General features: G+C 39.3%; 21 protein-coding genes and 1 other RNA gene. 9 read left to right on the top strand and 13 right to left on the bottom strand.

Annotation, left to right across the window (positions count from 1 at the left end):
• Positions 1–214: 214 nt before the first annotated feature.
• Genes H8B21_RS07070 through H8B21_RS07045 form a run of 6 tightly spaced genes read right to left on the bottom strand, consistent with a single transcriptional unit; the run spans position 215 to position 6588 of the window.
• Positions 215–1459 (bottom strand): sulfate adenylyltransferase subunit 1, encoded by a 1245-nt coding sequence (locus H8B21_RS07070; protein ID WP_190313108.1) that lies wholly within the window; start codon positions 1457–1459, stop codon positions 215–217.
• 34 nt (positions 1460–1493) lie between these two features.
• Positions 1494–2384 carry a sulfate adenylyltransferase subunit CysD gene (gene cysD / locus H8B21_RS07065; protein ID WP_262891555.1) on the bottom strand — a complete coding sequence of 297 codons (891 nt, stop codon included), beginning with the start codon at positions 2382–2384 and terminating at the stop codon, positions 1494–1496.
• A gap of 28 nt (positions 2385–2412) precedes the next feature.
• A complete protein-coding gene (locus H8B21_RS07060) occupies positions 2413–3108 on the bottom strand; it encodes a phosphoadenylyl-sulfate reductase (protein ID WP_190313106.1) in 696 nt (231 codons plus the stop codon).
• Positions 3092–3685, bottom strand: coding sequence for a precorrin-2 dehydrogenase/sirohydrochlorin ferrochelatase family protein (locus H8B21_RS07055; RefSeq protein WP_190313105.1), 594 nt, complete (start codon positions 3683–3685; stop codon positions 3092–3094). The genes H8B21_RS07060 and H8B21_RS07055 overlap by 17 nt, the downstream gene beginning before the upstream one ends.
• Positions 3686–4450 carry a uroporphyrinogen-III C-methyltransferase gene (cobA, locus tag H8B21_RS07050; RefSeq protein ID WP_190313104.1) on the bottom strand — a complete coding sequence of 255 codons (765 nt, stop codon included), beginning with the start codon at positions 4448–4450 and terminating at the stop codon, positions 3686–3688.
• A gap of 26 nt (positions 4451–4476) precedes the next feature.
• Positions 4477–6588 carry a HEPN domain-containing protein gene (locus H8B21_RS07045; protein ID WP_190313103.1) on the bottom strand — a complete coding sequence of 704 codons (2112 nt, stop codon included), beginning with the start codon at positions 6586–6588 and terminating at the stop codon, positions 4477–4479.
• 172 nt (positions 6589–6760) lie between these two features.
• On the opposite strand from H8B21_RS07045, the gene H8B21_RS07040 reads away from it, so the two are divergent.
• Genes H8B21_RS07040 through H8B21_RS07025 form a run of 4 tightly spaced genes read left to right on the top strand, consistent with a single transcriptional unit; the run spans position 6761 to position 10239 of the window.
• Positions 6761–7732, top strand: coding sequence for a PstS family phosphate ABC transporter substrate-binding protein (locus tag H8B21_RS07040; protein WP_190313102.1), 972 nt, complete (start codon positions 6761–6763; stop codon positions 7730–7732).
• Position 7733: 1 nt separating this feature from the next.
• Positions 7734–8621, top strand: a complete 888-nt coding sequence (gene pstC, locus H8B21_RS07035; RefSeq protein ID WP_317170377.1) for a phosphate ABC transporter permease subunit PstC — start codon at positions 7734–7736, stop codon at positions 8619–8621.
• The gene (locus H8B21_RS07030; RefSeq protein WP_190313101.1) at positions 8621–9475 is read left to right on the top strand and encodes a PstA family ABC transporter permease; all 855 of its coding nucleotides are present in this window, start codon (positions 8621–8623) and stop codon (positions 9473–9475) included. The genes pstC and H8B21_RS07030 overlap by 1 nt, the downstream gene beginning before the upstream one ends.
• Positions 9430–10239 (top strand): phosphate ABC transporter ATP-binding protein, encoded by an 810-nt coding sequence (locus H8B21_RS07025; protein WP_190313100.1) that lies wholly within the window; start codon positions 9430–9432, stop codon positions 10237–10239. Before H8B21_RS07030 ends, H8B21_RS07025 begins: the two co-directional genes overlap by 46 nt.
• A gap of 63 nt (positions 10240–10302) precedes the next feature.
• On the opposite strand, the gene H8B21_RS07020 is transcribed toward H8B21_RS07025, so the two are convergent.
• Positions 10303–10602 (bottom strand): YgaP family membrane protein, encoded by a 300-nt coding sequence (locus H8B21_RS07020; RefSeq protein WP_190313099.1) that lies wholly within the window; start codon positions 10600–10602, stop codon positions 10303–10305.
• 61 nt (positions 10603–10663) lie between these two features.
• Between H8B21_RS07020 and H8B21_RS07015 the strand changes: the two genes are divergently transcribed.
• Positions 10664–11545, top strand: a complete 882-nt coding sequence (locus H8B21_RS07015) for an ATP cone domain-containing protein (protein ID WP_223814900.1) — start codon at positions 10664–10666, stop codon at positions 11543–11545.
• Positions 11546–11728: 183 nt separating this feature from the next.
• Entirely contained in the window at positions 11729–11911 is a 183-nt protein-coding gene (locus tag H8B21_RS20880; protein ID WP_380907016.1) for an LPXTG cell wall anchor domain-containing protein, read from the top strand.
• A 42-nt stretch (positions 11912–11953) separates the two neighbouring features.
• Here the strand turns inward: H8B21_RS20880 and H8B21_RS07005 are convergent, their stop codons facing one another.
• The 5 genes from H8B21_RS07005 to argS all read right to left on the bottom strand — a co-directional run bounded on the left by H8B21_RS07005 (position 11954) and on the right by argS (position 18112).
• A complete protein-coding gene (locus H8B21_RS07005) occupies positions 11954–13339 on the bottom strand; it encodes a sigma-54-dependent transcriptional regulator (protein ID WP_190313097.1) in 1386 nt (461 codons plus the stop codon).
• A 91-nt stretch (positions 13340–13430) separates the two neighbouring features.
• An RNA gene (rnpB, locus tag H8B21_RS07000) (RNase P RNA component class A) lies at positions 13431–13827 on the bottom strand.
• Between the two features lie 30 nt (positions 13828–13857).
• On the bottom strand, positions 13858–15051 hold the full coding sequence (locus tag H8B21_RS06995; protein WP_190313096.1) for a BaiN/RdsA family NAD(P)/FAD-dependent oxidoreductase: 1194 nt from the start codon (positions 15049–15051) through the stop codon (positions 13858–13860).
• The gene (locus tag H8B21_RS06990; RefSeq protein WP_190313095.1) at positions 15051–16130 is read right to left on the bottom strand and encodes a Gfo/Idh/MocA family oxidoreductase; all 1080 of its coding nucleotides are present in this window, start codon (positions 16128–16130) and stop codon (positions 15051–15053) included. The genes H8B21_RS06995 and H8B21_RS06990 overlap by 1 nt, the downstream gene beginning before the upstream one ends.
• 197 nt (positions 16131–16327) lie before the next feature.
• A complete protein-coding gene (argS, locus tag H8B21_RS06985) occupies positions 16328–18112 on the bottom strand; it encodes an arginine--tRNA ligase (RefSeq protein WP_190313094.1) in 1785 nt (594 codons plus the stop codon).
• 109 nt (positions 18113–18221) lie between these two features.
• Here argS and H8B21_RS06980 point away from each other — a divergent pair, with 109 nt between their 5' ends.
• The 3 genes from H8B21_RS06980 (at position 18222) to H8B21_RS06970 (ending at position 21925) form a co-directional block, all read left to right on the top strand.
• Complete coding sequence (locus H8B21_RS06980) at positions 18222–19613, top strand: arginine decarboxylase (RefSeq protein ID WP_190313093.1); 1392 nt, start codon at positions 18222–18224, stop codon at positions 19611–19613.
• A 618-nt stretch (positions 19614–20231) separates the two neighbouring features.
• Positions 20232–20822 (top strand): DUF3267 domain-containing protein, encoded by a 591-nt coding sequence (locus H8B21_RS06975; protein ID WP_190313092.1) that lies wholly within the window; start codon positions 20232–20234, stop codon positions 20820–20822.
• Complete coding sequence (locus H8B21_RS06970) at positions 20819–21925, top strand: hypothetical protein (protein WP_190313091.1); 1107 nt, start codon at positions 20819–20821, stop codon at positions 21923–21925. Before H8B21_RS06975 ends, H8B21_RS06970 begins: the two co-directional genes overlap by 4 nt.
• A gap of 15 nt (positions 21926–21940) precedes the next feature.
• Here the strand turns inward: H8B21_RS06970 and H8B21_RS06965 are convergent, their stop codons facing one another.
• Complete coding sequence (locus H8B21_RS06965; protein ID WP_190313090.1) at positions 21941–22639, bottom strand: outer membrane beta-barrel protein; 699 nt, start codon at positions 22637–22639, stop codon at positions 21941–21943.
• Positions 22640–22801: the final 162 nt, after the last annotated feature.

Here is a 22801-nt window from a genome sequence, read left to right as displayed (position 1 = left end):
CTATAAATATATATTACAAAGCTTTGGTTACTACTTAGATATTGATGAACTATATAATCAACAGTCTGTCTTATTGTCAATATTATATAAGAATCATAATTCATATTATGTTAAATAGAAAATTATGAAATCCACTCCCTATCATATACGACAAATAAAAAACGGCTTTTGAGATCATCAAAAGCCGTTTGTTTAAAATAGCGTTTATTTTAGATTATGCCACATTTTCAATCATAACAGCACCTACTGTCAAATTCGTTCTGGGATCAATTAATATGGCTTGCGAATTTTCCGGGAAATCCTGATGCAGATCAAATACAACTTCGTCAGCGGCTTTGATTCCAACTTTACCAATGTCATTTAATCTGATGTCTTCGTCATATTGTTTTGCCTGCGTATTTACATCAAATTTATACAAGATCTCCGTAATCTTAACCTTCGTAAGTGTACTGTGATTTTGTAATAAATAAACCTGATTGGTATCCAACGATTTATTATCAAACCAACAAATATTAGCTTCAAAGTTTCTTTCAGATAAAGCTGGCTGGTTGGCTGATACGAGAATATCTCCTCTTGAAATATCGATATCATCCGTTAAATGAACAATAATAGATTGTCCGTTTGGTGCATGATCTAACTGCTGTTCTGCCAATTCAATACTTTCTATTTTACTTCTCACACCGCTCGGCAACACAACTACTTCTTCTCCGGTCTTTAGACCATCACCTAAAACACGTCCGGCGTACCCTCTATAATCATGTAGATCTTCTGTCTGTGGACGGACTACCCACTGTACCGGAAGACGCCACGGTTGCAGCTTGTTGTTCTCTATGTTGACTGTTTCCAGATAATCTAATAATGAAGATCCGGTATACCAAGGCGTTCTTTCTGAGTGATGTACAATATTATCCCCCTTTAAAGCAGAAACAGGAATGAAATCAATATTTTTAAGTCCCAATCGTTCCGCCAAAGCTAAATAATCAGCTTTTATTTTTTCATAAACAAATGGATCAAATCCAACCATATCCATTTTATTAACACAAACCAGCACTTTTTTTAATGATAATAATTTGGCTAAAAACGAATGACGTTTCGTTTGTTCAATAACCCCTTTGCGTGCATCAATTAAGATAATAATCAGCTCCGAATTTGAAGCACCCGTCACCATATTACGTGTATACTGTATGTGTCCGGGGGCATCGGCGATAATAAATTTCCTCTTTTCTGTTTGAAAGTATTTATATGCGACATCAATGGTGATACCCTGTTCCCGTTCGGCTTTTAGACCATCGGTCAATATAGCTAAGTCAACAGTCCCGTCGTTATTTTTTCGGTTAGCCTTTGTTATTGCTTCTAATTGATCGTCTAAAATTGAATTTGTATCATATAGTAAGCGTCCGATCAAGGTGCTTTTACCGTCATCTACAGAGCCTGCTGTTATAAATTTCAGTATGTTCATTTTAGTATTTCTTTATTCCTTACTTCCTTATCGGTTAAAAATATCCCTGTTTTTTACGCTCTTCCATCGCTGCTTCCGAGACTTTGTCGTCCATCCTCGCTCCTCTTTCGCTGACAGTCGAAGCTTTAATTTCTGCGATGATGTCATCTAGTTCAGTTGCAACAGAATCTACCGCAGCCGTACAGGTCATGTCGCCTACTGTCCTGAAACGCACGGACTTATGTTCTACAATATCTTCTCCATCGATATGTAAAAACGGTGCAGTAGCCATCCACTGCCCATTACGTAGTACGACATCACGTTCGTGGCTGAAGTATATAGAAGGCAGTGCTATATTCTCCCGCTTGATATAGTTCCAGACATCCAGTTCTGTCCAATTTGAAATAGGAAATACCCGTACATTTTCACCCTTGTGAATTTTCCCATTTAAGATGTTCCAAAGCTCCGGACGTTGACGTTTTGGATCCCATTGTCCAAACTCATCACGCACAGAAAAAATACGTTCTTTTGCCCTAGCTTTTTCCTCGTCTCTCCGAGCCCCTCCTATACAAGCATCAAAACCATACTTTTCGATGGTATCCAACAGTGTTACGGTTTGCAATGCATTACGGCTAGCACTCTTACCTTTCTGTTCAACAGCTTTCCCTTGATCGATACTTTCCTGTACTAATCCAACAATGAGCTTCTCTCCTAGCTGTTCGACCAACCAGTCTCTAAACTCAATCGTTTCCGGAAAATTGTGTCCGGTATCTATATGCACTAATGGAAAAGGAAATTTGCCCGGACGAAATGCTTTTTTCGCCAAATGCACCAATGTTATCGAATCTTTGCCTCCGGAAAACAAAAGCGCAGGATTCTCAAATTGGCCCGCTACCTCACGCAGGATATATATCGCCTCCGCTTCTAAATGATCTAAATAATCCATCTTCTGTTTATAATCTATTATCTCTTCTTTATTGTGTAACATGTAGACCACATTCTTTTTTACTTTTATCTTCCCACCACCATCTGCCGGCGCGGAAGTCTTCTCCCTCACGTATTGCCCGCGTACAAGGCTGACAGCCTATACTCGGAAAACCTTTGTCATGTAATGGATTATAAGGTATGCCATTTTTTTTCAAAAAAAGTTCTACTTCTTCTAATGTCCAATGAAACAAAGGGTGTATTTTAATAATATTGTTTACGGCATCCCATTCCACATTTTCCATATCCTCCCGATTAACAGACTGTTCAGCCCGTATACCTGTAATCCATATCTCAAAACCTTGTATAGCACGACCTAAGGGTTCTATTTTACGGATATGGCAACATTCCTTCCTATTTTCCACCGATTCATAGAAGCTTGATGGTCCTTTTTTGGTCACCATTTGTTCTACCGCTTCCGTATTTGGATAGTAAGCTTTGATAGGAAGTTTGTATTTTTCCAATGTCCTGTTCCATACATAGTATGTTTCCGGAAAAAGGCGTCCTGTTTCCAAAGTGAAAAGAGAAATTTCTTTTCCGGATTGCGCAATCAAATGTGTTATAACCTGATCTTCTATACCAAATGAAGTCGAAAAAACAGTTTTAGAACCGTATTTTCGCTGCACATGTTCAATAATTTCCGCAGCATTCAAGCCTTGTATTTCTTGCTTAATTTGTGCTATCATACGATTTTTTAACTAAAACATCTTTTGTATGTGCATTTAGAGCACGTACCTTTTCTTGAAAATCTCCTTTTAAATTATCTCTTAACTGACCCATTAATTCGAGTGTTTCGTCGATTTCCTCAGGAAGCAATTCGTTGAGAAACTCCTTAATCCGTTTTGCTATGGTAGGCGATTTTCCATTCGTTGATATCCCGATTTTAAGGTTGCCTTTACAAACGACCGAACCCAAATAAAAGTCACAAAGCGAAGGTTTGTCTGCTACATTCAATAAAATATGGTGTTTGCTAGCTAACTGACGAATATGGGCATTCAATGCCGTATTGTTTGTTGCAAGGATGATTAAATCCACATTTTCAATGTCGCTTTCGTCAAACGCCCGCTCTGAAATTTCTATATCATCGTTTCCTTGAGCCAATTCGTTAACTTCTGGGCTAACCTCTGCCGCCACAATATGTACTTTCGCTTGTGGCGAGTTTGATAAAATAGCCTGTAACTTTTCCAATCCCACGTTTCCAGCACCTACTAGTAACGTCTGAATTTGTTCAAGTTTCACATATATAGGAAACAGTTCGTTCATTTAAACCGTAAGTGACTGAAGTTCTTTCTTTATATTCTCAAACGCCTGGTGTTTGGCAACAACTTCGCCCAACACGATAATCGCGGGAACGCCCACAAGGTTTCGCTCCGCTTCCTCCAGGATATTATCTATCCGCCCCAACGCAATGCGTTCGTTCGGTAGCGAGCCATTTTGAATAAGGGCTATGGGTAATTGGCCTTTGCCATGCTGTTGGTAAAAATCTACGATTTGCGCCAATTTAGCATATCCCATGAGCACAATAACCGTTGCACTCGTATGCACGGCCGATTTCAGATCGTCTGAAAGACGGCCATCGGATGTAGAACCGGTAATAACCCAAAAACTCTCGCTTATTCCACGGTAAGTTAACGGAATTTGTTGCAATCCTGTCAAACCAACGGAAGAAGATATACCGGGTACAACAGCTGTTGGAATATTGAACTCCCTAGCATAATCTATCTCTTCTCCTCCCCGTCCGAAAACAAACGGATCTCCCCCTTTTAAACGTACGACATGACCATGGGTCAACGCGTAGTCAACAAGAAGTTTATTAATATAATCTTGTGAAGTCGATATACGCTCCGCCCGTTTTCCGACATAAATCATTGTGCAAGACGGCTTGGCATAAGATAATAGTTCTTCATTCACCAAAGCATCATAGAGAATAACATCCGCTTCACGAATAGCTTTTATACCTTTTAATGTAATCAGATCGGGGTCCCCCGGTCCGGCTCCTACTAACGTAATAAATGGTTTAACCTGCATTCCTTATTTTCCCTCCTAATATTAAACTAAACAGTTGTAGTTGCTGCCCGTAACTCCTCTCTCCGAGCTGCAGCGTCAACATAAAATGCCGTAGATTGTGTTAAATAGGCTTCTGCAAATTCTTGAGAAGGCTCGTATTTATTAATTTGTAATACGCGTTCTTTAAACGAAGTTGGAAAAGTAAATATTTCCGTTTGGACGTATTGTGTGTCAAATTCGTCTATAACTGCTATTTGTGTGCTGGCATTAATTCCTTTATCCAGAAGCAACGCTTTTGCTGTCCAAACAAAAGCACTATACGCGTGGTATATGCTATCGGCATATTGCCCTTTTTCTAACATTGATTTTGACAAATCTATTTTTTCCTCTGCTTCAAACAACAATGTAGCAACCAAGTCAATCACGACACCTGCACATTCCCCTACGCCGATGGCTGTGTTGTATACATCATCGCGTCCCCAGTCTACAAATTCGTCATTTGTAAGATTCGTTAAATCCGCAAGAGGTTTCAGCAGGCGATAGAAATAATCTTTTGTCTGTCTGTCATAGTAATCATGGAAACTCTCGTTTTCCAACTTATTTATCTTATAGTCATTTAACACGACGTCTACGACCTGCGTAACCCGTTTCGTTGGCACTTTTGTAATTCTATCGGACACACGGCCAATACCGTCGCCAACAGTTCCGCCACCCATCATGATTTGTGCTGCAGGCAATACTTTGCCGTTAGCTTTGAGCGACGCACCATGAAATCCTATATGTGCTAGACCATGCTGACCGCATGAGTTCATACAACCGGAAATTTTGATTTTCAGATTGGTTTCATAGACGAAGTCTGTATGAAATTCTTCTATATATTGCTCCAGCACGCGTGCCATTTCTGTTGAATTGGAAATCCCTAAATTACAGGTATCTGTTCCAGGACAGGTTGTTACATCCAATGTACTGTTGAATCCGAATCTTGCGTAACCCAATTGGTGCAATACATTATATATATGTGGAAGCGACTCTTTTCGAACATATTTTAACAATAAGTTTTGATCTTGAGTGATCCGCATATCATCAGCAACATGATCGCGGATTCCAGCTATCAGCAATCGAGCATTGGCCGTTGAAATATCTCCGGTAGGTACTTTAACATATACGCCGTAAAAGCCCTTTTGCTTCTGTTCAAAGACGTTCGTTTTCGACCATATTGCATAAGCGTTTGCATCGAGAGGTTCCACCGAGTCCGAAAACACAGCTGGAGGTTCCGGTTGTGTGATTTTATCTTTATCGAAGACAAACCGCTTACTTTTATTCGCTTTGCGCTCAATTTCAACTAGCCTTAATACTTCCTCTAATCCCAACTTTTGTACCACATATTTAAAGCGTGCCTTATTTCTATTGTTCCGCTCACCATGCCGATCAAACACACGTATAGTTGCCTCCATTAAGGGAATAATTTCATCTTCCGGCAAGAAATCATGTATTTTATGTGCTAAAATAGGTTGGGCGCCCAGGCCGCCTCCGAACATCACCGTGAAACCACGGACTTCCTGACCATCTACCGTTTTCACTTTAGGGATAAAGCCAAAATCGTGTATATAGGAAAAAGCTGTATCTTTTATGCTCGATGAAAATGCAATCTTAAACTTTCGTCCCATTTCAGCACAAATGGGGTTCCGAACAAAATATTCGAATGTTGTCTGCGCATAAGGAGAAACGTCAAACGGTTCGTCTGGATCTACTCCGGCTGTTGGTGAAGCGGTCACATTCCGGACTGTATTACCACAGGCCTCTCGAAGGGTCATGTCGTCCTCCGCTAATTTTGCCCATAACTCTGGAGTACGGTCAAGGCTGACAAAATGTATTTGGATATCCTGTCTTGTCGTAAAATGTATATTACTGCTAGCATATTCGTCCGAGATATCCGCAATTTTTAATAACTGTTTGAAGGTTATTTTCCCAAAAGGTAACTTTATACGTATCATCTGGACCCCCGGTTGACGTTGTCCGTAAATACCGCGAGCTAAACGTAAAGATTTAAATCTGTCCTCCACGATATTCCCCTCACGATAAGCTCTTATCTTTTTCTCTAGTTCAATTATCTCCTGCTCGACTATTGGATTCTCTAATTCTGTGCGAAAGCTTTGCATGATCTCTTCTCTCTATTTTTTTAATTTGCTAATTATCTCTGCCATTCAATGGCTTCTTTTCAACAACTTGAGGACAAAGTTATAAATTTTTTATATACTAAACATACAAAATCTACCAATTTAGTATATATTTGTAAACAATTTTTCGAAGCAATTCAAACAACAAAATTAGGTGAGAGAACATAATTATTTAATATACAGCTTTTTACTCTTATTTTTAGTGACTTCCTGCGCCCCGAAAGTTAAAGAAGGGTATGATGAAAAAAATGGTTATACCGGAAATATCTCTATTTCCGGTGCGTTTGCTTTATACCCTATTGTTGTATTATGGAGTGAAGATTTTAAAAAGGAACATCCCCATGTTCGCTTTAACATTTCAGCAGGGGGTGCGGGAAAGGGCATTTCCGATGTCTTGTCTAACATGGTAGATATCGGCTTGGTATCCCGTGACCTCCATAAACAAGAGCTCACCAAAGGTGCTTACCCCATACATGTCGCAAAAGATGCTGTGGTTGGATCTTTTAATAGCAATCACCCCAATTATACACTGATAAAGGAACGCGGTCTTACACAAGAAGAACTTGAAGGTATTTTTGTGCAAAAAAAATATAAACTTTGGAGCGACATCGATAAGCGTTTTGTAAACAAACCTATCGAAGTATATGTACGTTCAGATGCTGCGGGTGCGGCTGAAACATGGGCAAAGTTTTTAGGTGTACACCAAGAAGGATTAAAGGGGGTAGGCATATTCGGAGATCCTGGTTTGGTACAGGCTATTAAAGACAAGCCACTTTCTATTGGTTTCAGTAATATTAATTTTGTCTATGATCTGAAAACGAAACAAACGGTAGAAAATATCGGTATCCTTCCGTTGGATCTTAATGGCAATGGACATATCGAAGAAGAAGAAAATTTCTACGACCATATTGATTCATTAACAAATGCCGTTGCCACCAATCGCTACCCTTCTCCTCCCTCCCGTGACTTGACGTTTGTCATTCACTCCGACAAAAAAACAAAATTACTGACGGCCTTTATACAATTTGTTCTGGAAAAGGAACAGCAAGGTTATCTGCTTGAAAATGGATACGTTCCCTTGAACGATGAGATAAAGAACATTGAACTAAATAAATTAGCATTATAAAGTGAACTGGAGATTAATAAAAGACAAACTTATACAACGTAGTTTTGCCACGATGCTGGCACTATCCCTTGTGGTTATTATCCTTATACTCGCAGGGCTTAGTTTCAAATCTATTCCTTTGCTTCGCGCGGAGAGTTTGGGGGCTATCCTTACGGAAAGTGTATGGTCTCCCCTCAACGGAAGTTTTGGATTCCTTCCTTTCATCATGGGAACTATTTGGGTAACGTTTATATCCCTTATCATTGCCGCTCCACTTTGTATTTTGGCTTCAGCCTATTTAGTAGAATACGCCAGTGAAGCACTGCGTAGAATGGTTTTGCCCCTAGTGAATGTATTAGCCGCAATTCCTCCCGTACTTTACGGTGTTTGGGGAGTATTATTTGTCGTTCCTTTTTTGAGCCAATATGTTGCGCCCATCGTGGGAGCGGAAACCACCGGTTATACGGTATTTGCCGGAGGAATAGTGTTAGCAGTAATGATTTTTCCGATTATGATGAGCATCATGGTAGAAGTACTCCAAACTATCCCTTATGAATTGAAAGCCGCCTCACTTTCATTGGGCGCCACCAAATGGGAAACCATTGTCAAAGTTATATTAGTGAAAGCCAAGCCGGGATTGATAGCAGCTGTGGTTTTAGGTATTTCCCGTGCCTTTGGCGAGACAATAGCAGTACTCATGGTCTGCGGAAATATCCCACAGATTCCGAAGTCGTTTTTTGATGCAGGATACCCTCTACCGGCTTTGATTGCAAATAACTTTGGTGAGATGATGTCGATACCGTTGTATGATTCTGCTTTAATGTTTGCGGCTTTACTGTTATTTGTACTCATTTTTGGATTTAATTTGATATCGCGTTTGATACTCAACAGATTGGAGGGAAAATCATAATGAGTAATGTAAAGAAACGACTACTAAAAGAGAAAATTGCGAAGGTGGCTATGCAGCTTTCGGGAATAACGATCACGGGTTCCCTCTTCTTTATCATCGGCACCATTCTTTATAAGGGACTTCCGTATTTATCTTGGGAAATGATTAGCCAAGCTCCAAAAGGTGGTTTTTATATTGGAAAGGAAGGTGGTATCCTGAATGCTATTTTAGGTTCGCTGTATTTAGCAACTTTCTCTACTATGCTGGCCACGCTTATTGGAATTCCTATTTCCATCTTTCTCAACGTTTACGTAAAGAGCGGATCTTTTTTGGAACGTTCCTGTAAACTGTTGTTTGATGTCCTTTTTGGTATTCCTTCCATTGTATATGGTGCTATTGCATTTAGTATCATGGTTTGGATGGGTATTCGGGCATCATTATTGGGTGGTATCATTACTATTACCTTATTAACGATTCCTATCGTCGTGCGGACTATAGATGAACTATTAAAAACGATTCCTATCGATTTGAAGCATGTTACCTTTTCACTGGGAGCAACAAGATGGGAATTGGCGAAAATTCTATTAAAATATATTAAACCGGGTATTTTTACCGCTATTCTATTGGCATTTGGTCGCGCAATTGGGGACGTAGCTGGCGTTTTGCTAACAACGGGTTTTAGCGATAATCTTCCAAAATATGTAGATGAACCTGCGGCCACATTGCCATTGGCTATTTTCTTTCAGCTGAGTAGCCCGATTCCGGAGGTACAGGGACGTGCCTATGCTTCCGCATTAGTTTTGACATTTATTATTTTAATAATCGTTATATGTACACATCTTCTAGCATCCAAACAGCAGAAACACAAGATTTAGTGAATACTTCTATACCACATATACAAATTAAAGATCTGAACGTTACCATTGAAGGTAAGCGTATTTTAAAGAATATTAATCTGTCAATTCCCAATAATTCCGTTACCTCGATTATCGGCCCATCGGGTTGCGGAAAAACAACATTGCTTAAAACCTTGAATCGCCTCGTGGACGATACAAAAGGTGTAGAGATTACAGGTTCGGTTTTAGTAAATGGAGAAGATCTCTATGCTAAAGATGCAGAGGTTACCCATATCCGTAAAAAGATGGGATTACTTTCGCAAAAACCTTTTCCCTTACCTATGTCTATTTTTGACAACGTAGCGTATGGACCACGTATACATGGCGAGAAAAATAAGAAAGTATTGACACAAATAGTGGAAACTCAGCTGCGGAATGTTGGATTATGGGAAGAGGTAAAAGACCGTTTGGAAGCATCTGCAACTAGACTCTCTATAGGACAACAACAACGTTTATGCTTAGCGCGTGGACTTGCCGTAAAACCAGAAATTATTTTGGGAGACGAATCTACTTCCGCACTAGATCCTGTGTCGACCCAAACAATAGAAAATCTCCTGATAGCGCTCAAACAAGATTACACAATAGTTCTCGTTACCCATATTCTTCGGCAAGCACGTCGTGTATCCGATTATATCATATTTGTATACAACGGGGAAATAATAGAATTTGGTAAGACAGATGATGTACTGTTGAATCCGCAAAACGAGATTACACAACAATACGTTAAAGGTTTTATCAGTTGATATAAAAAAGCTAAACCATCACAAGGATGGTTTAGCCAGAATTAGTATATAACAAACCTCGATTTATTTCTCGAAATATCGGCGTTCGATTAGCGTAAGATTTCGTTCCTCTTCTTCTGCATCCCCAATTGCTCCCACGATGGGGCATTTACCGGTTACACCTCTAGCAACCAATGCACCTCCCAACGTCAGGCCGGAAATAGCAGCAAGTGGTTTTTTCAATAATTTTTTGACGCTATGCCCCAAGATAAAGCCGCCCGCTATGACAGACAGCATACGTTCTGAACTTCCTATTGTGCCATGTTCGCAGGCATCGTCCAGTTTAGTTTTCATTTTGTCTACTGCTTGATCTATAATTCCCATAACCAATTTTTTAAATAGAACAATCTATTTATTCAAAATGTTTTGCTGTTTATATAAAAAAATGTACTTTTTAACACCCAAACAGATTAAGATGAAAATCCATGTAAAGAAACATTCCGGGGAGCTGGTTCCTTTCGAACCTAATAAATTAAAACACTCCCTGACTAAATCGGAAGCTTCGGAAGACGAAGTTGATACGGTTTTCCAACGCATACAACCCCGTCTCTACGATGGTATAACGACGCGCGAACTGTATGAACTTGCTTTCGATTTGCTAAAAAATCATCGCGATTCCTATGCAGCTAGGTATTCGTTGAAGAAGGCTCTTCGGGATCTAGGGCCAGAGGGCTTCTACTTTGAGAAATGGATAGGTAAATTATTTGCTAATGCCGGTTATAAAACTGTTACCGGAAAAACAGTACAAGGCCATGCGGTTACACATGAAATTGACGTCATAGCAACAAAAGGCGATTCTATGTTGGCTATAGAATGTAAATTCCGAAATGATGTGGATGCGAAAATTTCTGTAACTACCCCTATGTATTTTCTGTCAAGGGTAAAAGATATCAAAGGTATTTCCTTTTCCTTTTTTGAAACGCCCCGACAATTTACAGATGGTTGGTTGGTGACGAATGCCTACCTCACTTCTGACTCCATCAGTTTTGGAGAATATTATAAATTAAATATGTTAGCTTGGGACTATCCTGCTCACAACAATATTAAAAATCAAGTAGACAATCTAGATTTGTATCCAGTGACCTGTTTAACCAATTTAAATGGTATGGAGAAATCGTTGTTACTCAAAAATGGCTGTATACTCGTCCGTGATTTGGTGGAAAAACCAAATTATCTTGAATATCTACAAACTGCTAAACATCAAAAAAAACGTATCTTGATCGAAGCGCAAGAATTGATCCATAGTCCGGTTCCAGAAGAAATGTAGATTTTCTTTCTTGTTTATATACAAGAGATCAACTACCATTTGTAAGAAAAAAAATTAAAAGGACTTTAACACTTGTTTAACATATTTTAACAAAAAACACTGCATCTTTGTATTAAAAATGTTTGTTATTTAAAAGAGAAAACATTATATTATGTCAATTATGGTTTTTTAAATATTTAAGTTATGAGAAAGGTGGGGTTTATGATTTTATTTAGCTATTTCACGTTACTTGCAAGAGCAAGCCAACATATAAATACGGAGGGGGAAGAGACATCGCCTACAGCGGCGATTATTGTGGGAGCAATTATACTCTTACTTATTATTGTTGTGCTTTACAGAAGGCAAAAACGAAAATTCAATGAATAGCAAAAAGCGGTGGAAAATTTTCCACCGCTTTTTTGTTGTATACTATTCCGTACGTTTCAATCCAAATTTTTCGATCTTATGATATAAGTGACTGCGTTGTATTCCGATATCATCGGCGGTTTTTGAAACGTTCCAACCATTCTTATCCAATTTAAAATTGATAAATTCTTTTTCAGCGTAATCCTTATAGTCCTGAAAAGATTCAAATTTATCGAAATCGAGAGATTGTCCTCTTTTTGAAGTTTCGTTGTTTTCTGCAATTATATGATTATTCGACGGATTGGCATATAACGCTACTTCTTTTTCTGTGATTCTCTTATCACTAAGGATAATCAATCGTTCTATCATGTTCCGCAATTCACGAATATTTCCTGTCCAAGGTAACGCTTGTAACGCTTGCATAGCCCCTTCAGTAATCTCTTTCGTAGGTGTGTTGTACCCACCACATATTTCTTCACAGAAACTAGATGCAATAATGGGAATATCGGTAGCCCGTTCCTTAAGAGATGGTACGTGAATTAAGATAACGCTTAGACGGTGGTAAAGGTCCATACGGAAATTGCCATCCTCTATCTCTTTTAACAAGTCTTTATTTGTCGCGGCAATTACACGGACATTCACGTCTATTTCCTTTTCCCCACCTACCCGTGTTATTTTATTTTCTTGAAGTGCACGCAATACTTTGGCTTGCGCAGAAAGGCTCATATCACCAATCTCATCCAAAAATAATGTTCCACCGTTGGCTTGCTCAAACTTTCCGATACGCTGTTTTACAGCAGATGTAAAAGAACCTTTTTCATGTCCAAACAATTCTGATTCTATCAACTCTGACGGAATTGCGGCACAGTTGACCTCTACTAAAGGTGAACCCGCACGAGCAGATTTCTCATGAAGCCAATGCGCTACCAACTCTTTTCCTGAGCCGTTTTCTCCCGTTATCAAAACACGGGCTTCTGTAGGTGCCACACGATCTATCGTTTCTTTTATCAGGCTAATTGTTGGAGATTCGCCTAGTATTTCCTTAGTTTTAGAAACTTTTTTCTTTAGAACTTTAGTTTCCTTGACCAAAACCCCTTTTTCAAGGGCATTTCGCACGGTAATCAACAATCTATTGAGGTCGAGTGGCTTTTCCAAAAAGTCGAAAGCGCCTTTTCGAGCTGCTTCCACGGCTGTCTCGATAGTACCGTGACCGGAAATCATGATAAAAGGCGTATCGCAAATACTCTGTGCCTCCGTCAGGACTTCCATACCGTCCATTTTGTTCATTTTGATATCACATAGAACAAGGTCTATTTTTTCCTTTTTTAAGATATCCAAGCCATCAAATCCATTATCGACGTCCAGAACTTTGTAATCTTCATATTCCAAAATATCGCGGAGCGAGCTCCTTATGGGCCGTTCGTCGTCGATGATTAAGATTGTTGTCATATATATTTACCTTTGTTTGTTTGAAAAGTTAATAAAGTTACGAATATCAACTCTATTAACTTCTTAACCTTATTAACTTATTAACCCTTAAAAAGAAGCAAACTTTGTAAGCCGGGTTCTGTATCCTCAACGCCTAAACGAGTGGATTTCTATCATTTATCTAGGCTTGCATTCACACACAAGCTCGATCAACCTACCCATTACGAATCCCCACAAGTGGGGAGAAGACGAGCAGCCTCCGAATTTCGTAACCTATTTGGTCTTTCAACACACGAGGTTTACCGTAATACATGTCACCATGCAAGACTGTGAGCTCTTACCTCACATTTTCACCCTTGCTCCGACGAGTCGGAGCGGTATATTTTCTGTGGCACTTTCTGTCTCTTATTTCCATAAGAGCCTTCCCGTTAGGAAGCGTGTTACTCTATGTTGCCCGGACTTTCCTCTCTCCCATCCGAAGATGTGACAGCGATAGAACCAGTTTGCTTCGGTGCAAAGTTAAGAAAATACCAATAGCCCTACAAATCTTGCGCAATCAAATAGCCGGAGGCCCAAGCCCATTGAAAGTTATATCCTCCGAGCCAGCCTGTAATATCTACAGCTTCGCCACCAAAATAAAGTCCTGGCTGTTTCTTGGCTTCCAGCGTGCGAGGATTAAGCTCGTCGGTCGAGACACCGCCCCGCATCACCTCCGCTTTATCATAACCTTTGTCACCCGCAGGTTTCACTATAAACTTATGTATCGTATCGCACACACATTTGGCGTCGGTTTTACTGAGTGAAGCAATCTTAAGCTCGATCGGAAGATATTTCCCCAAAGCTTCCACCATTTTCTTTGTAAAATAATCATTCAGCATTTGTCCTACGGTACGCTTCCCACCTGCTGCTCGTTCACTCTTGATTAGTTCATCCAAACGGAATTTAGGCAGCAGATCTATCGTAAACGTCTCACCTGCACGCCAATAAGAAGAGATTTGTAAAATAGCCGGCCCACTCAATCCCCAATGAGTAAATAGAATATTTTCCTCGAAACTGATTCTGTCGTTGAAAACACGGGCAAAAACACTGTTTCCAGCTAACGAAGCATACCACGTTGCATCCTTTCCTGTAATAGTCAATGGAACGAGTGCCGGGGCAGTGTCTACTATAGACAGGCCAAATTGGCGAGCAGACCTTACTGTAAAATCCGAAGCACCCAGTTTAGCGACAGATAGACCTCCAGAAGCAAAAACTACTTTCTTACAAAAAAGCTGTTGCTCGTTTCCCTCTCGTACAAAGGACACTACATACCCTTCTTCTTGTTTCTTGACAGATTTCACTTCGGTTTGCAACCAAATATCCTGTCCGGTATCATACATCAGTTTCGTAAATACAGCGACGACATCTTTTGCTTTATTCGATTTTGGAAAAAGTTGACCGAGTGTTTTTTCCTGTCCTTGAATTTCACCGAAATTCTCAAAAAAAGAAATCGTATCTTCTACCGTCCATTGCGAAAAAGCCGTATGGAGAAAGTGTGGGTTTTTTGTTATAAAATTTTCAGGAGTAGTATATAAATTGGTGAAATTACAGCGTCCGCCACCTGAGATCAATATTTTAGCGCCAGGCTTATCGTTTCTTTCTAAAACTAGTGTGCGTTTACCTAACAATCCTGCTTGCACAGCACACATCAGTCCACATGCTCCCCCGCCGATTATAATTGCGTCATAATCCATTAATACGCTATCAATTGATCTTTGAGGGAGATAACACGTTGTTCCTTCCAGGATTGTTCTGCTGCTTCCAGGATACGGATAACATCGCGTGCTTGCTCCGGTGTCACAATTAACTCACTTTTATCATGCAATACGTTTACCAAATTTTGATAAAAATCCTGGCCTGTTCCTATTTCGCTGGGAACTGTTTCCCGGATATCCTGTCTGTTTTCTAGTATGTTCAATATACCATAGGTATACTCCGATTCTTTCCCCCAGTTCGGGTCTTCGTGCGGCAATGCACCGTTGCGTAATAACGTTTCCTGCGGATCTACGCCGGGTTTTACGAAAGAACCTTTCAGGCCATATATTGCAAATCGATGGGTTGGCTCTTTTGCTAGCATTTGCCCGAATAGGGAAACTTTACGTGTTGGGTAACTTAATATAAACTCAAAATCATCTACTGCTTTGGCGTGTTCCCGCTGTTTTCGCAAATCTGCAAACACGGCATCCGGTTTTCCGAAAAGTTGCAATGCCTGATCTATTAAATGCGCACCCAAATCATAATGGATACCAGAACCCGGCAAATCCTGTTCCCGCCAAGCTCCTTCTCGCAGAAAGTTTCTAAAACGGTCAAAACGTGCTTGATAATTGACAACCGACCCTAATCTTTTGCCCTCTATAATCTTTTTAACTGTCTTGAAATCAGAATGAAACCTAGCATTATGATGAACAGTTAATATCCGTCCTTTCTGTTTTGCTAATGCAATCAATTCGTCCGCTTCCGCGGTCGTATTGGTAAATGGCTTTTCTACCACAACATGCTTTCCGGCTTCCAATGCTCTTTTTGTCAATGCGTAATGTACATCGTTAGAGGTTGCTACCACAACAATATCTACTAGTGGATCATCGATGATTTCATCTATAGTCTGTACCGCGATCGCCAACGGGTATTTGTTCGCTAAAACCTGCTGCTGTTCGGGTTTTCTCGCCGTTACTTTATACAATTCCAACGAGGAATTTCCTACGATAAAAGGTGCGTGGAATACCTGCCCGCCTATTGAAAAGCCTATTAAACCTATTTTGTATTTTTTGCTCATGTTCACTTGTATTACCTCTTCTTCACATTACACAACAATTGTTTTATTTCATTGTTGTACTATACCCTAATTAACACTCAATGCCGCCTCGGAAACTTTGCATTTGTACAAACTTGCCTTTGCACCTCACCTTTATGCAAAGATTCCCAGCGGCGAGGTTTTTGCTTCTTTTTTACGGAAAAAAAGAAGAGGACACCCTACATTCTTTCTGGCACATGAATGCCCAAGAGACGCATACTTTCCGAAATAATCCGCGCCGCTATCGCCGATAAGTGCAGACGGAAATTCTTGACCGTTTCATCCTCGGCTTTTAGAATACTTTCTTCGTGATAAAACTTGTTATAGAGTTTCGCAAGTTCATAGGCATAGTTAGCCAACTGCGCGGGTGAAAACTCCTTCGCTGAAGCTTCTAACACTTCAGGATACCTGCTTAAAGCTTGTAATAAGTCTTGCTCATATACAGAGAGGTTTTCAGGATTCCCCAATGCAAGTGGTTTATCATAAGATGCTTTTCGCAAGACCGATTTGATACGCGCATGCGTATATTGGATAAACGGCCCGGTATGTCCTTGAAAATCGACAGACTCATTGGGGTCAAATAGCAAACGTTTCTTAGGGTCAACCTTCAATAAGAAGTATTTTAATGCTCCCATCCCTATGGTATTATATAACGATGCTTTTTCCTCTTCTTCCAATCCCTCTGTTTTACCCAGTTCCTCGGTACGTGTTTTAGCGGTTTCCAGCATTTCCTCCATTAAATCGTCAGCATCGACGACTGTTCCTTCTCTAGATTTCATTTTGCCCGATGGCAAATCGACCATTCCATACGATAAATGATATAATCCCTCCGCCCAAGGTTTTCCTAGTTTCTTTAAGATCAAGAATAATACCTTAAAGTGGTAATCCTGTTCGTTTCCGACGACGTAGATAGATTCATCCATCTTAAACTCATCGTATTTGAGCTGTGCTGTGCCCAAATCCTGCGTAATATACACCGATGTACCATCACCACGTAAGACCAGTTTCTGATCTAATCCTTCATCCGTTAAATCAATCCACACCGAGTTGTCCTCTTTCCTAAAGAAAACCCCCTTATCCAATCCTTCTTGGATAATATCTTTACCTAATAAATAGGTGTTCGATTCGTAGTAAAACTTATCAAAATCCACCCCGAGTTGTTTATACGTTTGCTCGAATCCGTCATATACCCAACCGTTCATAGTTTTCCACAAATCGATGACGTCTTTGTCGTTTGCCTCCCATCTTTGCAACATCGCCTGCGCCTCTTTGATTAACGGAGCGTTCCTTTTGGCTTCCTCTTCCGTTTGGCCTTGCTCTTTCAAGGCATCGATTTCCCTTTTGTATTCTTTATCGAAGATGACATAGTATTTCCCTACAAGGTGGTCACCTTTCAGTTCCGACGCCTCCGGCGTTTCACCATTTCCATATTTCTGCCAAGCGAGCATTGACTTACAAATATGGATACCGCGGTCATTGACGAGATTAGCTTTTATTACATCATAGCCGTAAGCTTTTAAGATTTCCGCAACTGAGTAACCTAATAAATTATTACGGATATGACCTAGGTGAAGAGGCTTGTTGGTATTGGGTGAACTGTATTCCACCATTAATTTCTTTCCATTAGCGGGGAATGTACCAAACGATGCGTCTATCAGCTCTGTATTCACCAATTCTATCCAGTATTGATCAGCAAGACTGATATTTAAGAAGCCTTTGATTACATTAAAAGCAGATATCATCGATACATTGCGCTGCAGAAACTCCCCTATTTCGTTTCCTGTTTGCTCCGGTGATTTTTTGGAGAAACGCGTTATAGGGAAAACCACGAGTGTGATATGCCCTTCAAATTCTTTCCTGGTTTCCTGTAAAGTTACTTGCGATTCGGGAATATCCGCGCTATAAAGTTCTCGCACTGCCTGAATTGTCTGCGCAATTAAAGTCTGTTGAATAGAATTAGCCATGTAATTATTTCGTAATTTTTATAACTTTCTGATAATGAACTGGAAAAATATAAACCTATATAGTAAGGTATTCATCATGAAAGTATATCTTTGCCAAAAATAATAAAAAATGCAAAGCTATCAGGAATTTCTTGACTTAAGTGTTGGTTTTCCACAAGACGGATTCGAAGTAATCGACGACGAATTGTATTTCCACGATCTGAATTTGATGGAGATGATAGAGACGTATGGCACGCCACTGCGTTTTACCTATTTACCTATCGTCAGCAAAAAAATTCAACAAGCAAAAATTTTGTTCCAAACGGCCATTTTAAAAAATGATTACAGAGGAACATATAAATACTGTTATTGTACAAAATCTTCACATTTCAAACATATCGTTGAAGAAGCTCTTAAAAATGACATCCATTTGGAGACGTCATCCGCTTTTGATATGCCTATGATTGATGCGTTAGAGCGGGCAGGGACGGTAACAAAGGATATTACAGTAATTTGTAATGGCTTCAAAACCTATCAATATAAGCAGTACATCATTGATATGATCCACGACGGGTTTAAAAATATTATTCCCGTACTGGATAATAAAGAAGAGTTTAATCTGTATGACGACGAGATCGAGCTGGACGAACCGTGTGCTTTAGGTATCCGTGTCGCTTCGGAGGAGCAACCGGATTCACAGTTCTATACGTCACGTTTAGGCATCCGCTCGGAAGACGTGATTGACTTTTACAATAATAAAATTGTAAACAATCCGAATTTCAAGGTCAAACTGTTACATTTCTTTATCAATTCAGGTATTTCCGATACACCGTACTATTGGAACGAACTGGAAAAATATGTTACCCTATATTGCAAATTCAAAAAAGTAAATCCAGCTCTTGATACATTAGATATCGGTGGCGGCATGCCGTTTAAAGATTCTCTTGTACACGATTTTGATTACGAATATATGGTAAACGAAATCATCAATCGTATCAAACAGATATGTGCACATCATGAGGTGATGGAACCGGATATTATTACTGAGTTTGGTAAATATACAGTAGCGGAAGCTTCCGGTATCCTATATAAGGTGCTAGGTCGTAAGCAGCAAAACGATCGGGAAAAATGGTTTATGATCGATGGTTCTTTTATCACGAATCTTCCCGATGTTTGGGCGTTGAACCAAAAATATATCCTCCTACCGATAAACAACTGGGATTCAGAATATGAACGTGTTACCTTAGGCGGCATTACCTGTGACGGACAGGATTATTACAATCAAGAAGCACACATGGACTCTATTTTTATGCCGAAAACCCGTAAGGTACAATATGTTGGATTCTTCCATACAGGCGCTTATCAAGATGTATTAAGTGGGTATGGTGGTATTCATCATTGTCTACTCCCGTCACCGAAGCATGTGTTGATTCGTAGAAATCGCGATGAGACTTTCAACTTTGAAGTATTTGGAGAAGAACAGAATTCCAAGCAAGTGATGAAATTGCTGGGGTATCAGTGATAATTCATGGAGAGTGATTCCATTCTATAAAAAAGCATCGGGACAACCGATGCTTTTCTTTTTTACTACTTTTTTATCGGACGATATGTTTAATTGGTGCGACTTATAAGCTATTTCGTCTGAGCAAATTGCGGCAAGGCGTTTGTTTATCATGATAAAACAGTATTGTCCAATGCTCGCTTTCTGCGTCTTGTTTCCATATCTGGCGTTTTTCCATTGCCTTCTTTCCTTTGTAATCACTTTTAAATGCTATGGGCAATTCCAGATAGGATTGTTGCGGGTAAGTTACCAATCAGCTAGGCAAGGAATTAATTGAGTTTTAATGCTACTGTAGTTTTCAACTTTTTAATACAGCAAGATGTTGTGTAATTGTAAAGTTTTTTATATATTAAGTGAATATATTTTATTAACATGAATAAAACAAACATATCCCTTGCCGCATATATTTCTTCAGATAAGCAAACAGCTTAAACATTATATACTGTCTTTACTACAGCCTTTGTGGTTATAGTGAGTGGAGAGCTTGCTCGATTATGAGATTGGCAAAAACGCCGCCGACCATTGTAACCGCATTGAAATTATTGAATAAATATTACAACTTCGTATGTTAAAAAAGTAATGATAAACCAAGACGTATTAAAAGATTACAGTAAAGAAGCACGCCTAATAAATCTATACAAAGCTAATGCTTTCTCTCTCCTTTTTTTTATTCCTGTTATTCTACTATATGGAGTTCCTTTTTACCTTATATGGGGAAAGCAAGACTATATTGAAATTATGAGAAGCTACGTTGACGGAAACTCTGTACATCTTGCTATTATGATCTTGCTCACTACCATTATAGGTATCATTCTACACGAACTCATCCATGGTATTACGTGGGCAATTTTTGCAAAAAGAGGCTTTAAATCTATTAAATTTGGGGTTATTCTGAAAATGTTAACCCCCTATTGCCACTGTAAAGAACTATTGACAACAAAACAATATATCATAGGCGCACTGGCACCATCTATTATCCTCGGTTTTCTTCCAGCTCTAATTTCCTTGGCAATAGGTAATTTTCCTTTACTGATATTTTCCATATTTTTCACAGTTGCCGCAGCTGGTGATTTTATGATTGTTAAGTTGATGTTGAGAGAAGATAAAGACAGCTTCGTCTTAGACCATCCCTCAGAAGCTGGGTATTATATCTTTGTTAAAACAATATGAAAATCAAAACTATCTTAATATCAATCTGTTTGCTGACATCCATATTGAGCAAAGCCCAGATACGCTTTGTCGATAGTCTAAGCCAGTTACCTGTTCCCGCATTAAACATTTATCATGAAACAGGTGCGTTGATCGGATTTACAGACAAAAACGGTAATCTGCAATTCCTTGAAGGAGTCGATAAAAATAGCATATCGTTTGTGAAAATTACTGCGCAGCATATCTCCTATAGAACAAGAGATATCACCTTGTCAACGTTGGATAAACAGCAGGTGTACAAAATGACACCGAGAACGAATCTCATCGAAGACGTCGTTGTAAGTGTCAAATCTAAAGAAGTTATCGTTTTAAAAGGATATTACCGATCATTGGAGACATTCAACCTTCAACATAAATACTTCTCCGACGGCATTGTAGAATTCTATATTCCATTGATCAAGAGCAAACCTAAATATGATCTCATTGATTATCGTATTTTTATTGATTCAGCTGTCGCAGCAGATTATCATACTAAAATGGGACCCTTCTTTCAGATAGCTAGGGTTACGAAAATAAACAAGGAAAAACTTGCAAATAGGCTGGCTGAACTAGAACAGAAAAAGGTCGATACAAATCGTACCCATTTAATAAAAAAAGGAGAAGATGTAGGCTATCTTACAATATCTGCCGATGGAGATAACCTACAATTCTATATAGACAAAGTGCTGCCCGATAGTGTTGTGAAAGAGAAGTTCTTCAGAATAGAAGCACGTATACGGCAGGGCGTACATATAGAAAATTATGCATCGACAGCATTGGATCATATAACACCATTTGATTTAACATCCCTTTATCAAAACGTAGTCGGAAGCATTAAGCGAAAGAGTGAATATGGTCATATACCTTACGAAGGTCTTAATGAATTTTATGTATTAGAACGTCGATATATAAGTTCGAAAGAGTACAAATCCATTGAAAAGAAACTGACAAAAAGTATTTATGAAACGCCGGACAAAAGTAATTACTCAACACGATTTTGGGAAGAATTGGATGTACATAAGATACCGCCTATCCCATCGGGTTTAAAGATTAGGCTAGGCAGTTCCTTAAGGTTGGTAGAGTGATGGTTTAATTTAAATTTACTGAAAACTATAAGATAGCGTTACACCTAAAGACTTATTCCGCACAGTGCTTTCTGGCTGATAATCTCCCCATCTTGGCTGCAGATCCGCTATTCCTCGCTGAACATTAAAAGAAAGCGAATACTGACCGAAAAGTGCATAACCTATTCTGAAATGCACTCCGTAATCCCAGGGTCTGGCATAAGTGTAACTATTCATCCCTTTCCCGCTGATCAGCGCATCATTTTGGAATGCAATATCCCCTTTGCCGTCAATCATAATATCGCCAATTAATACCGTGCCATTAGTTGTCCATTTACCTCCCGTTCCATATCCAATATATGTGCCAGCAGCTATCAAAAGATTACCTGGACCAATTTTAGGCTTATATAGGAAATCAACCGGTAATTCTATATAGGAAGTTTGAGCTTCAAAGTCTCTCCCCCAGCCGACATGAGACTCCCCTGTCTGTTGAAATCCTCTTTTTACATACACAAGAGTTGGCTGAACAGAGACCAATTGCGAAAGAGGGATTCCCACACCAAGGCCGAGATATATCCCTGGTACTGAAGACGTATTTGACTTGTTCCCATCTTGATCTTTAGCAATAATATTGGAATAATTTAATCCAGTATTTATATCCCATTTCACTTGGGAGGAGCCACTACTTAATATTGTTAGAAAAGCACAAAGAGATAATAATTTTTTAAAATTCATATCGATGATTATTAAAGGTCTATTTATAATACGAGTTGAATTAAATAAATGCGACAAGCCGATTTTTCATACATTTGAGAGTTGATCTTTTTAAAAAATCTATTCAACTCACACAACGGCGAAAGAAGTGACGACACATTAGAAATTTAAGATTTATATAAC

Source organism: Sphingobacterium chuzhouense, from assembly GCF_014692525.1.
Lineage (GTDB): Bacteria > Bacteroidota > Bacteroidia > Sphingobacteriales > Sphingobacteriaceae > Sphingobacterium > Sphingobacterium chuzhouense.
The sequence above is the reverse complement of the archived record's forward strand: the minus strand, read 5'-3'. Positions and strand labels throughout refer to the sequence as shown.

Coding starts and splice junctions, on each gene's coding strand:
- H8B21_RS06970 (WP_190313091.1), top strand. CDS start 20,819: ATGAAAATCAAAACTATCTTAATATCAATCTGTTTGCTGACATCCATA.
- H8B21_RS07005 (WP_190313097.1), bottom strand. CDS start 13,339: ATGACAACAATCTTAATCATCGACGACGAACGGCCCATAAGGAGCTCG.
- H8B21_RS06965 (WP_190313090.1), bottom strand. CDS start 22,639: ATGAATTTTAAAAAATTATTATCTCTTTGTGCTTTTCTAACAATATTA.
- H8B21_RS06975 (WP_190313092.1), top strand. CDS start 20,232: ATGATAAACCAAGACGTATTAAAAGATTACAGTAAAGAAGCACGCCTA.
- H8B21_RS07055 (WP_190313105.1), bottom strand. CDS start 3,685: ATGAACGAACTGTTTCCTATATATGTGAAACTTGAACAAATTCAGACG.
- H8B21_RS07020 (WP_190313099.1), bottom strand. CDS start 10,602: ATGGGAATTATAGATCAAGCAGTAGACAAAATGAAAACTAAACTGGAC.
- H8B21_RS07070 (WP_190313108.1), bottom strand. CDS start 1,459: ATGAACATACTGAAATTTATAACAGCAGGCTCTGTAGATGACGGTAAA.
- cysD (WP_262891555.1), bottom strand. CDS start 2,384: ATGGATTATTTAGATCATTTAGAAGCGGAGGCGATATATATCCTGCGT.
- argS (WP_190313094.1), bottom strand. CDS start 18,112: ATGGCTAATTCTATTCAACAGACTTTAATTGCGCAGACAATTCAGGCA.
- H8B21_RS07030 (WP_190313101.1), top strand. CDS start 8,621: ATGAGTAATGTAAAGAAACGACTACTAAAAGAGAAAATTGCGAAGGTG.
- H8B21_RS07060 (WP_190313106.1), bottom strand. CDS start 3,108: ATGATAGCACAAATTAAGCAAGAAATACAAGGCTTGAATGCTGCGGAA.
- H8B21_RS07045 (WP_190313103.1), bottom strand. CDS start 6,588: ATGCAAAGCTTTCGCACAGAATTAGAGAATCCAATAGTCGAGCAGGAG.
- H8B21_RS06980 (WP_190313093.1), top strand. CDS start 18,222: ATGCAAAGCTATCAGGAATTTCTTGACTTAAGTGTTGGTTTTCCACAA.
- H8B21_RS07015 (WP_223814900.1), top strand. CDS start 10,664: ATGTACTTTTTAACACCCAAACAGATTAAGATGAAAATCCATGTAAAG.
- H8B21_RS07025 (WP_190313100.1), top strand. CDS start 9,430: ATGTACACATCTTCTAGCATCCAAACAGCAGAAACACAAGATTTAGTG.
- cobA (WP_190313104.1), bottom strand. CDS start 4,450: ATGCAGGTTAAACCATTTATTACGTTAGTAGGAGCCGGACCGGGGGAC.
- H8B21_RS06990 (WP_190313095.1), bottom strand. CDS start 16,130: ATGAGCAAAAAATACAAAATAGGTTTAATAGGCTTTTCAATAGGCGGG.
- H8B21_RS20880 (WP_380907016.1), top strand. CDS start 11,729: ATGAGAAAGGTGGGGTTTATGATTTTATTTAGCTATTTCACGTTACTT.
- H8B21_RS06995 (WP_190313096.1), bottom strand. CDS start 15,051: ATGGATTATGACGCAATTATAATCGGCGGGGGAGCATGTGGACTGATG.